Raw genomic sequence first — 11567 nt, 5'->3', positions numbered from 1 at the left:
AAATTAGATAGGACTGACGATAAAAATACCTAAATATCTTCCATCAAATGAATCCATCCGGCGTCATTTATTAACAACTCCATTTTGAAAAAAAGAAAAGAAAATTTAAAGAAAGTGCTTAAAATGCTTTTTGCATCCAATTGTACTCATCTTCAACAACTCCAGATCTCAAATCTGACAAATACTTAGCTACTTTTTGAGAAAACAAGCCTTCTTGTAAATGTGGAATGTCATAAGAAACATCATCGATTGAAATCAAGCTGATTGGAGCTACCGTAGCAGCTGTACCTACACCAAAAACCTCTTGAAGTGATCCATTTTCGTGTGCTTGTTTTATTTCTTCTACTTTAATTGGACGCTCTTCAACTGCCAATCCCCAAGCTCTCGCTAAAGTCAAAACAGTATCTCTCGTTTTCCCTTTTAAAACAGTCAACTTTTCTATTGAAGGAGTAATAATCACATTATCGATTACCGCCATAATGTTCATGGTTCCAGCCTCTTCGATGTATTCGTGAGTTTTAGAATCGGTCCAAACCAATTGGTGAAAACCTTGGTCTTGAGCTAGTTTTGCTGGGTATAATGAAGCAGCATAGTTTCCGCCATTCTTAGCCATGCCTACTCCACCTTCAGCAGCCCTCACGTACTTTTTCTCCACCTTTACTTTTACTGCACCAGCGTAATAAGTAGAAGCCGGAGAAGTAATGATGACAAATTTATATTTTGAAGATGGTTTTACTCCTAAGAATTCTTCATCGGCAAACATGAACGGACGAATATAAAGCGAAGAACCAACTTTTCGTGGCACCCATTCTTGATCAACTTTAAGCAACTGACGCAAACCTTCCATGAAAATTTCTTCCGGAATTTGAGCCATACACATTCTTTCAGCTGAATTGTTTAATCGCTGACAGTTGTATTCAGGACGAAAAAGCATGACTTCACCATCTTGATCTCTGTAAGCTTTCAAGCCTTCAAAAATAGTTTGACCGTAATGTAAAGTAGCACTCGCAGGACTTATTGAAAAATTAGAATATGGAGTCACTCTAAAGTTTTTCCATTCACCGTTTTCAAAATCAGCAACAAACATGTGATCTGAAAAAGTTCTACCAAATTGAAGATTATCAAAATCAACGCTTCCTAACTTACTCTGCTCTACATTCGTTACTTTAATATCCATGTGGTTCCCTCAATTTTTCAAATGCGAAATTACCTATAAAAACAGATAAGAAAAAGGCTTTATTCGAAAAGAAATTTGAAATATAGCTTGAGAGGTCTAAAATCCACTAGACATGACAACTTCATTTAACGGCTTTCTAACGCGATTGAATGATTCTCTTTCTTTTAACTTTTCAGGTAAAATATTTTTATCGCCTAAATACCCTAACGCAATTACGCTCAATGGCTTCATTTGCTCAGGGATGTTAAATATTTCTCTAGCTTTGTTGGGATCAAAACCAGACATTTGATGAACATACACCTCTAGTTCTAATGCCTGTAAACTTAAATAAGCTGTTGAAGCACCTAAATCATATTCTGCGGTAGAATTTGGTTTCCCGTTGTGCGATGAAATAATTTCTGATACTGTTATCAATAAAACAGGCGCATGTTCCGCCCACACTTTATTTGGCTCCGCAAGGGTTGAAAATATTTGATCATATATTTCTTTATTCTCAAACTTATTTCCAACAATGAAACGCCATGGTTGTGCGTTAAACGCACTTGGCGCTGTTCCTGCAGCTGCAAAAATAGCATCTAACTTTTCTTGCTCTATTGGCCTATTCTCAAATGCCCGTGGACTCCAACGTTTTTCTATTAACTGATTCATTATCCTCTTAATTTATCTAACAAATTATTTAATTGTACCGCCTCCTCTTCTGAAAAGTTCTTTAACTTTTCCATCATTTCAGGCTGCGCTTTTGCAATTCTTTCTAATAATTCTAAGCCAACTGATGTAATTTTTATATCTACTTGTCGGCGGTCATTCTCACAAGAATTTCGCTCTACCAATCCTTTTGTTTCCAACTTATCAATCAATCTAGAAACATTGGATTGTCGATCAATCATCCGCTCTGAAATCAAATTCACAGTGGCTGCTTTTGGATATTGTCCCCTCAATATTCGAAGTACATTGTACTGTTGAGAGCTAATGTCATATTTTTTATGAAATTGATTCATCACATCACTAATCCATTTACCTGAAAACAGCACATTAATGGTGAGTTTGTGGAACTCACTTTCAAATTTGGTCTGTTTTATTTCGTCCTCAATTTTCATGACTCTATATTTTGTGCAAATATATGTATATACAATTAATGTACCTACATCTAAATGGCAGAATTCGTTAAAAATCCCAAAAAAGGAGGAAATAAAGGGGAAGGAAGATTAGATTTGCGTTCCTAAAACAATAGAATTATGAAAAAAATCACTACATTTTCGCTGCTTTTGGCAGCATCCTTCGGGCTAAAAGCTCAGTATTCAACTCCTAACACAGGTCAAAAATACAACTTGGACAGCTTAGTTGCAAATAGTGCTGGAGCAGTTACCAAATTGGCCTCTGTTTACACTTTTACACAAGATGTCAAGATTTCAAAAACAGATACACTTGAAATTTTAACCAACGAAACCATTGTGATGGGAAGTGCTGTAGAGTTGGACATCACGGGATTTGCACATTTTAATCCTACCGATTCAATCAAAATCACCAACACTCCTACTTTCACTTACGAAGCAATTCGAATCGATTCAACAAACAGCATCATCAGAAAAACAATTGTAGAGTTTGGTGGTGGAATTGCAATTTACGACGCTTCTCCAATGATCGATAGCTGCATAATTCGAAACAACGCAGACGGAACTAGAGGTGCTATTAATTTATTTAGAAGTAACGCCACCATTCAGAATTCAAAAATTCACGACAATAGAAGTTCAGCAATTACCTCTGGAGCAAACATTGCATCAGCACCGAAAATTTTGAACAACGACATTCGACGAAATGTAACTTATAACGGAAACAAATCTCAAATCAACTTTGGAACTACAGGTTCCGACACGATTATAATTAGAGGCAATAACATCGTTGGTAAATACACCAATGCAGGAGGTATCGCATTCTTGCCCCTTGGATCAGCTCAAGCAATCATTGAAAACAACTTTATCGACAGTAACCGATACGGAATTGGAATGTTATCCGGTGGAATTACGAGTTTAATCAAAGGGAATACCATTACCAATAACATGATTCAAGGAAACGAGAACCTAGGTGGTAGTGGACTTAACTTTGCCGGCGGTAGCACCAATACTGCCGTAGTAACAGATAATATCATTACAGGAAACCTTTGGGGAGTAACTATTCAGAATACGGCTTCTCCAAACTTAGGAGACTTGAGAGCTTCTAAAAATAGCCCTGGATTGAATGTAATCAAAGACAACTTCAACAATGGAACCGAGTTTAACTTATACAACAACACTCCTGATTCTATTTATGCGCAGAATAACGATTGGGGAAGATTGACTCAAATTGGCAGTGACAGCACAATTGTAGACAAAAGTGATAATGCTTCATTAGGAGTGGTTCTTTCGTCTCCATTAAATGTGATTACTTCAGTAAAAGAAAAAGTAGCACAAGCAAACATTTTGACGATTTATCCAAACCCCGCTTCTAGCAATTTGACTGTCAAAAACACGGCTGCAAGCAATTTGTCAAAAGTGAACTTATACAACATCTTAGGTGAACAAATTTTGTCTTTTGATTTGAAAGCAAACGAATCGAAAACGATGGATGTCTCTAACCTTTCAAAAGGTATTTATTTCATCAATTATATGGATGGGAATAAAGCAACGAGCAAGAAAGTGATTGTTCAATAAGGTACATTCTTTACAATATAAAAAGCTCAATTTGTTGATTCAAATTGGGCTTTTTTGATGTTATTATATTATTTGGTATTGTATTTATGTTCTTTTGGCTTGAACCAAAATGAACCAAAAGTTCAAGTCTTTGAGGATCCTTCTGCGAATTTCTTCTCAAAGTCTAAGACGTTCGTTGGATATCCTCAATTCTTCGGAGCTAAACGAACTTTCTAAGACTTCAATTTGAATTTCTTAAAGAATTCTCAAGGACAGTTAAAAATTGAACATTTGATAGTATGAGCTTTTTCTAAAAAAGTAAAGCCCAATTTGATTATTCAAATTGGGCTTTACGACTATAACTATTTCCTTATAATTTCCCTAAAGCAGCCAATACATTTTCTTCAATACGTTTTGAAACATCCGACACATCAGCTTTCACAAACTGATCGCCTGTGATGTGCTCGTACAATTCAATGTATCGCTCAGAAACTTCCGTTACAAAGGAATCAGGCATTTCCGGCATCGTTTGTCCATCCAATCCTTGGAATCCATTTTCGATCAACCATTCGCGCACAAACTCTTTCGACAATTGCTTCTGCTTTTCTCCTCGATCCTGACGATCTTGGTATCCTTCAGCGAAGAAATAACGGGATGAATCTGGCGTATGAATTTCATCAATCAAATAAATGGTATCGCCGATTTTTCCAAACTCATATTTGGTATCCACCAAAATCAATCCTTTGTCGGCAGCGATTTCGGTTCCTCTTTGAAACAATGCACTCGTGTAGTTTTCCAATTGAATGTACTCATTCTCCGCCACGATTCCTTGCTTGATGATTTCTTCTCTAGAAATGTCCTCATCGTGTCCTTCTTCCGCTTTGGTGGCAGGCGTGATAATTGGAGTTGGAAAACGATCGTTCTCCTTCATTCCGTCTGGCATCGCCACACCACAGATCATTCTCTTGCCTGCTTTGTACTCTCTCCAAGCGTGTCCGCTTAAATAGCCACGGATTACCATTTCTACTTTATACGTCTCGCACAACTTCCCGATGGCCACCGAAGGATCTGGGACAGACTCTATCCAATTGGGAACGATGTCGGCAGTAGCTGCTAAAAACTTAGCCGCAATCTGGTTCAACACTTGACCTTTAAAAGGAATCGGCTTCGGTAAAATATGATCAAACGCAGAAATGCGATCTGAAGCGACCATCACTAGATGTTGGTTGTTGATATTGTAAACGTCTCTTACTTTACCGCTGTAAAAACTTTTCTGACCTGGAAATTGGAATGGTGCTACTGGCTTTGTGCTCATTTTCTAGCTTCTTTTTGTTTTGCTTCTTTTTCTTGCTTTTTTAATTCTTCTATTTTTGCGTCTTCTTTGTCGTAGGCTACGATAATCTTCTTCACCAACTCGTGGCGAATGACATCTTTTCCATCAAAAGTGATGAACCCTACTCCTTTTACTTTCTTCAAAATATCCAACGCTTGGATTAGTCCTGACGGCTGATTTCTTGGCAAATCCACTTGAGAGGCATCACCAGTAATCATAAACTTAGCCGACTTACCCATCCGCGTCAAAAACATTTTGAACTGTGCTCGGGTGGTGTTTTGTGCTTCATCTAAAATCACGAAAGCATGGTCCAACGTTCGTCCACGCATAAATGCCAATGGCGCAATTTGAATCACATTGTTCTCTAAATAATCGCGCAACTTTTCGCCTGGCAACATATCGTACAACGCATCATACAACGGCTGTAAAAATGGATCCAATTTCTCTTTCAAATCTCCCGGAAGGAAACCTAAATTCTCCCCTGCTTCTACCGCAGGACGAGTCAAAATAATCCGTTTCACTTCTTTGTTTTTTAACGCTCTTACTGCCAATGCTACGGCGGTGTAGGTTTTACCAGTTCCTGCAGGCCCAATGGCAAACACCATGTCGTTGTCGTCGATGGCTTTTACCAACTTGCGCTGATTGGGTGTTCGAGGGCGCACCATCAACCCGTGATTTCCAAACACCAATATGTCACTAGAATCTTTCAACGTGCGCTGAGCCAATTCTAAATCGCCATCCAATAAATGGTCGATATTCGATTCCGTCAGTTGCTTGAATTTGATAATGTGCTGAAATAGCAACCCCAACTTCATCTCAAACTCTTCTATAGCCGACTCGCCACCAATGGCTTTTAACTCATCGCCACGAGCTATTAATTTTAATTTCGGAAACTTCTTTCTGATGATCTCTAATTTCTTGTCGTTTACACCGTATAATTCTACTGGATTTACCGAACTTATATCTATAATTTTCTCCACTCAGTTTTTGGGTATTTTTAGGTTTATGGCGTCTTTTCTATTCTTTCAAGCTTCAAAAATATTACTAATTTTGGAGACTATCGACCGACCTTGTCCAAATATAAGCAGCAAAAGTTAAATGGGTGTAATTACGTTAACTACAGACTTTCAGAAATCCGACTATTATATTGGCATCGTCAAAGGTGCACTCTATACGCTATGTCCTGAAGCTAAAATTGTTGACATCACTCACGACATTCCTGCCTACAATATTTCCAAGGCGGCGTACATCGTTAAAAACTCCTATTCTCATTTCCCTGAAGGAACGGTCCACATTATTGGCGTGAGTTCTGAAGCCACAGTAGAATTTGCGCACTTGGTGGTGAAATACGACAACCATTATTTTGTAGGATCGGACACTGGTATTTTCTCCCTCATCTTTGGTGACGAAGTGCCGGAGGAAGTTATCGAACTGAATGTTTCTGCTGATTCCAACCGGTTGTCGTTTCCGACGAAGGACATTTTTGTAAAAGTAGCGGCACACATTCAAAAAGGAGGCACCATTTCGGTGTTGGGTAGAAAGATTGACGGCGTATTGAAGAAAATTGCTTACCAACCATACATCGACAATAACCAATTAAAAGGCATGGTGATGCACATTGATAGCTTCGGAAATGCCATTACCAACATTAGTGAAATTTTGTTCAACAACTTTGTAAAACAAAATGGCTTTAGTGTGGTTTTTAGAAACTCTGATTACGACATCAGCCGAATTTCATATTCCTACAGCGAAGTAGCAGAAGGCGAAAAATTAGCTTTATTCAACACCACTGATCATTTAGAAATTGCCATTAATAAAGGTCGAGCGGACAAGCTACTTGGCTTGAGAGACAATGACTTAATTAGAATCGAACTCCATGATAGTTAGAATAGTAAAATTGACATTTCAAGAAGACAAAGTGAACGATTTCATTACGATCTTCAACGATAGCAAAGACCTGATCCGAAATTTTGAAGGCAATTCTCACCTAGAACTGTTGCGATGCAGCACCGATGGAACAATCTTTTTTACACACAGCCATTGGGAAAGCGAAGAAGCTTTAGAAAACTACCGCCACTCGGAACTATTCAAAACCACTTGGGCCAAAACGAAACCTTTATTTGCTGAAAAAGCGGAGGCTTGGAGTAATTTTAAGTTGTTTTGAATTTAATGGTTAATGGTTAATTGTTCACTTCATTACGACAATGCTCAATGTGAACTTTATCGTTCAGTGCGACAAATAGCTAATTATTAATGGTTAATTAAATTTTACTTAATTCCAGACATTACAATAGTCTAATGTCTCCTAGAAATTACTTGTTTATTTTCATGTCTAGAGTATTTTTTCCTACTGTATATGCGTATGCAGAAGAGGGTAAAAATTGGAAAAGGACATCAGCATACTCCACTTCCCCTTCTTTGCTTATTGTAGTCACAATTGGGGTTTTAATATTATTCTCTTGGCAAAATTTAATTAAGCTTTTTAATTCCTTTGGTTTATCAAAATATCGATCAGACCATTTAATTTCGAGAGCCCACTTGGGTTTCAATGAGCTATCACTAAGACCTACCATATCTACTTCTCCATTATTCCATCTTGCATAATATGGTGTAAACCAATCTCGATGCATCCATTGAGCAAAAATTGCAGTTTCTACCATATTTCCTATCATTTCATCAGTTGCAGTAATCGGTGTAAATAATGCGCTTCGTAAAGAAGGATTTGTCAAATAAATTTTAAAAAAATTATCTCTTTTAAACCTTTTTCCACTTTGATCTATCCGTTTTACTTGTTTGATAAGAAATGCAGCCTCTAAGTATTCTATGTATTTTTTTAAGGTATTCTTAGGCACTTGCGATTGTTTACTTAAAGTTTCTAATGAGAACTCTCCCCCACTATTGTAAGCGATTGTTGTGAACAAAGAATATAACTCACGTGTATCACTTATTCCGTAAAGACTTGGCAGGTCTCGCAATATAACTTTATCTACAATATCTTGTCGAATGTATCGACCTGGATTTGATTGTATTTTCTCCGAAAGAATCACTTCGGGATAACCTCCAAAGTTGATATAATCCAGAAAATGCCTGTTCAACTCAGCCAAATGACTCGTAGAAAAGAATTCAGTTTGTTTATCATTCCAATTCAATTGAATGGGTTTAATTAGTCCCCCTAATCCTTTTAACGAAATGTATTCATTGAATGTAAGTGGAGGAAGTAAAAAATCAGTAAATCGACCAGCTCCACTTTCATTACTTGCAAACTTTAAAGCGGCAGCGGCAGAACCCGAAACAATAAACTTATCCTTTCGATAGCTATCCACTAAAGACTTCAAATGCACTTCCCACTCTCTGCAATATTGTATTTCATCAAAAATGATGTGCCAATCGGACTTATCTGTTAAACCAGTTGCCTCCTTTGAATAATTAAATAGTTGTTCTAGTGAGATATTGTTATAGATTGGATTCTCAATAGTGATAAAAATGATCTTCTTGGGATTTATCCCATCTTCAATTAATTCTTGAACTAAATGATAAAGCATCACGGTTTTACCAACTCTTCTTGGCCCCATCAAAACTACTGCTCTTCTAATTTCTCTTTCTTTTACCAATGGTTTGAAAAGCTCAAAGTATAACCTCCGTGGCATCTCATTATAATCAGCTTCAATTTTGCCATCTATCCACCAAGGGTTTTCGAATCGAATCCGATCTAAAACTTGATCTTTTGAAATTTCTCGTATCATCTATACTTATTTGATACCAAATATACGAAATAGAGTCAATCAAATGATCTTAAAATGCAAATTGTTGCCATTTAAGTAAAAACGAACCGAACAAAATCCTTATTTTACTATAATCCTCTATCATTCAAATGCTGAATTCAATCAATAAATGCAACACATCTTTTTTACACACAGCCATTGGAAAAGCGAAGAAGCCCTAGAAAACTACCGCCACTCGGAACTATTCAAAACAACTTGGGCTAAAACGAAACCACTTTTTTCTGATAGATCTGAAGCTTGGAGTAATTTTAAGTTGTTTTGATGTTAAGGGTTAAGGGTTAATTATTAATGGTTAATTTCAAGATTTCTACCACTCAATTAAGTCGTACCAAAACTTATTTTTTGTTGAATATCCAATCAACCAATAATTAGAATCAAACTTATCTGTTGAAATTTCCACAACACTTGTGTCTATCAACTCCATTCTTATTCTTTCAATTGTTCCATTTTGTAGATTGATGACCTGATAGTCTTTATTGGATTCACTTAGCAATTTATATTTCACTTCCTCATCAGAAAGACCATTGAATTTTTTATACAACGTGATTGAATCCGCATTGAAATCAATTGATTTGAAAGAGAATGTTGAATCGAAATCAATTGTAGTAAACCCTTCGTGAACGGTTATCATTGGTGCTAATTCAAATAATTGAGAGAACACATTTGATTCTGTTTCATCAATATTAACTTCTTTCCATTTAGATCTATAAAATGACGGTTTGGTTATTGAAACCCGATAAAAAGTATTTCTTTTAAGAGGAGTTTCGAATAACCCATTTTCGTTTGTTTCAAGAACCACTGTAGATGAGTCTTTACCAATAACCTCTACTCTAGCATTCTGAATAGGAATAGACATTTCTTGATCAATCACTTTACCTTTCAGAATGAAAAGCGAACCTTCAGAATCTTGACAGAAACCAAAATTCATTAGCAGAATGAATATGGATAGTAAAATGGATTTCATTTTCTTGGGTTTTCAACGTTTAGTGTAAGAAACGTAAGTGATTTCGAAGCTCTCACCTGTCCAGTTGCACAGAGCCAAATTTACGTTTTGACACAAATTTAAAGTTTTAATACAACCCGTCAAATCGCAGATTTGGCGGAGCAAATTAAATGCTCTAAATTTTCGTAAACCACTGTGCCACTTATGTTTTTATACATTGTTATGCTTTCGTGCATATTGTATTCAGTTCTTAATTTTATCAATTATTTCATTCAGTTTCTCAGAATAGTTTTTGTTATCACTAAAATCAATATAAATAGCATCTTGCATAATTTTAGGAATACTTGTTTCTTTAGTTCCTTCCTTGAGTATCGGTATGTATTTTCCAATTGATATTTTCCTAAATAGCTCATCCTGAATAATACTAAATTCATACTTAACTCCCGTTTCCTTATCCGATTTTGCCTTTTTAAGATACTCTGGTGTAAAAACAACTATCAAATAATCACTACTTACAATATTTTGTTTCATGTAGTTATATGGACTCATTCCCACTTTTAAATTATCATCAAATTCAACGTTAAATTTTGAATTTAAATCAGTTGCCAATTGATTAATCCATCTTTTATGATTGTCATTATCCCAAGAGTAGGAAATAAATACTTTCTTTTCTAAATCAACTTTGTAATCAAGTCCAGTTAAAATAAAATATGCAGATTTTTTATCAATTATATTATGACTCCATTTGTTAGAAAAATACTCGAAACTCCAATTACAAATTATGGGTAATCTTCCACTCATATTACCAACCTTGATTGAATCAAATGGAGAATTTTCAGGGTATTTTTGAATATTAAAACCAAATAACCTAGATTCCACAAAGTCTTGACCTAAAGGAGTCAATTTAATCTCAACAAGATTTAAGCTGTCTGGGAAAAATGAACCATTATCATAGGGTTTCGATGAATATTTTTTACAGTCTATCAGTTTTATTCTCAGTAAATCATCAATAATTGAATAGAATACATAATTTGCTTTGTTTATTCTATCATAAATATCCCGTACTTTAAGACTATTTCCTAAGAATTCATTCTGATGTAAATAAATTAAAATATCGTGTCTCGGAATTCTCTTATATCTTTCTAATTCTTCAGTATTCATCAATTTATCTCAAATGTGTAGTGGTTTTGTGCTTTTTCTTTTTTTTATAAACCTAATCAATTGAAACAAAACAAATCCAATTGCTATAAAAACACCAGTCCAAAATGAAACAATTTGCTCCCAAGATATACAGGGAGGGCATGGTTCATCAGGTAAACATGGTTCGCAATGAATTGTATTTACTTTGAAATAGATAAAAATCAATATTTCAATTGCTGCAAAAATTATCCATATAAATTGATTTCGCTTGATTCTATTCATTTGCAAGATTTTTCAGCATGAAGCCCAACGTTTAGTGTATGAAAAGTAGGCGATTACGAAGCACGAAACTTTCGGTTAAGCACAAAGTTTGATACGATCCAAAACCCTTTATTTTATTGATATTTCGCCTATTTTTTATATACATCTTAAGTTTGATTATCCTTAAATTGAAAGTATAATCAGAAAGAACAAAAGAGAGAATTAAGGTTAATATATACAGTGAAGTTTAAACTTCGACAACATT

At 35.7% G+C, this 11567-nt stretch carries 11 protein-coding genes; 3 read left to right on the top strand and 8 right to left on the bottom strand.

Annotated features, from left to right (window positions below; translation table 11 throughout):
• Nucleotides 1-118: 118 nt before the first annotated feature.
• The 3 genes from ACTB0X_RS15825 to ACTB0X_RS15815 all read right to left on the bottom strand — a co-directional run bounded on the left by ACTB0X_RS15825 (nt 119) and on the right by ACTB0X_RS15815 (nt 2274).
• Nucleotides 119-1177 (bottom strand): branched-chain amino acid aminotransferase, encoded by a 1059-nt coding sequence (locus tag ACTB0X_RS15825; protein ID WP_463026006.1) that lies wholly within the window; start codon nt 1175-1177, stop codon nt 119-121.
• A 96-nt stretch (nt 1178-1273) separates the two neighbouring features.
• Nucleotides 1274-1825, bottom strand: coding sequence for a nitroreductase family protein (locus ACTB0X_RS15820; protein ID WP_463026005.1), 552 nt, complete (start codon nt 1823-1825; stop codon nt 1274-1276).
• Nucleotides 1825-2274 (bottom strand): MarR family winged helix-turn-helix transcriptional regulator, encoded by a 450-nt coding sequence (locus tag ACTB0X_RS15815; RefSeq protein WP_463026004.1) that lies wholly within the window; start codon nt 2272-2274, stop codon nt 1825-1827. The genes ACTB0X_RS15820 and ACTB0X_RS15815 overlap by 1 nt, the downstream gene beginning before the upstream one ends.
• Nucleotides 2275-2412: 138 nt before the next feature.
• Between ACTB0X_RS15815 and ACTB0X_RS15810 the strand changes: the two genes are divergently transcribed.
• A complete protein-coding gene (locus ACTB0X_RS15810; protein ID WP_463026003.1) occupies nt 2413-3864 on the top strand; it encodes a T9SS type A sorting domain-containing protein in 1452 nt (483 codons plus the stop codon).
• Nucleotides 3865-4213: 349 nt separating this feature from the next.
• On the opposite strand, the gene ACTB0X_RS15805 is transcribed toward ACTB0X_RS15810, so the two are convergent.
• Together ACTB0X_RS15805 and ACTB0X_RS15800 are read right to left on the bottom strand one after the other, a co-directional pair.
• Complete coding sequence (locus tag ACTB0X_RS15805) at nt 4214-5158, bottom strand: phosphoribosylaminoimidazolesuccinocarboxamide synthase (RefSeq protein WP_463026002.1); 945 nt, start codon at nt 5156-5158, stop codon at nt 4214-4216.
• Nucleotides 5155-6156: a PhoH family protein gene (locus ACTB0X_RS15800; protein WP_463026001.1), complete on the bottom strand. Its 1002-nt coding sequence runs from the start codon at nt 6154-6156 to the stop codon at nt 5155-5157. The genes ACTB0X_RS15805 and ACTB0X_RS15800 overlap by 4 nt, the downstream gene beginning before the upstream one ends.
• A 118-nt stretch (nt 6157-6274) precedes the next feature.
• Between ACTB0X_RS15800 and ACTB0X_RS15795 the strand changes: the two genes are divergently transcribed.
• Together ACTB0X_RS15795 and ACTB0X_RS15790 are read left to right on the top strand one after the other, a co-directional pair.
• Complete coding sequence (locus ACTB0X_RS15795) at nt 6275-7063, top strand: SAM hydrolase/SAM-dependent halogenase family protein (protein WP_463026000.1); 789 nt, start codon at nt 6275-6277, stop codon at nt 7061-7063.
• Nucleotides 7053-7340, top strand: a complete 288-nt coding sequence (locus ACTB0X_RS15790) for a putative quinol monooxygenase (protein ID WP_463025999.1) — start codon at nt 7053-7055, stop codon at nt 7338-7340. The genes ACTB0X_RS15795 and ACTB0X_RS15790 overlap by 11 nt, the downstream gene beginning before the upstream one ends.
• A 148-nt stretch (nt 7341-7488) precedes the next feature.
• Here the strand turns inward: ACTB0X_RS15790 and ACTB0X_RS15785 are convergent, their stop codons facing one another.
• The 3 genes from ACTB0X_RS15785 to ACTB0X_RS15775 form a co-directional block, all read right to left on the bottom strand.
• Nucleotides 7489-8919 (bottom strand): ATP-binding protein, encoded by a 1431-nt coding sequence (locus ACTB0X_RS15785; protein WP_463025998.1) that lies wholly within the window; start codon nt 8917-8919, stop codon nt 7489-7491.
• A gap of 346 nt (nt 8920-9265) precedes the next feature.
• Complete coding sequence (locus ACTB0X_RS15780) at nt 9266-9922, bottom strand: hypothetical protein (protein ID WP_463025997.1); 657 nt, start codon at nt 9920-9922, stop codon at nt 9266-9268.
• A 222-nt stretch (nt 9923-10144) separates the two neighbouring features.
• Nucleotides 10145-11062, bottom strand: a complete 918-nt coding sequence (locus ACTB0X_RS15775; RefSeq protein WP_463025996.1) for a toll/interleukin-1 receptor domain-containing protein — start codon at nt 11060-11062, stop codon at nt 10145-10147.
• Nucleotides 11063-11567 lie beyond the last annotated feature (505 nt).

This window comes from Acidiluteibacter sp. (assembly GCF_055129545.1).
This window is presented reverse-complemented; position numbering and strand designations above follow the sequence as displayed.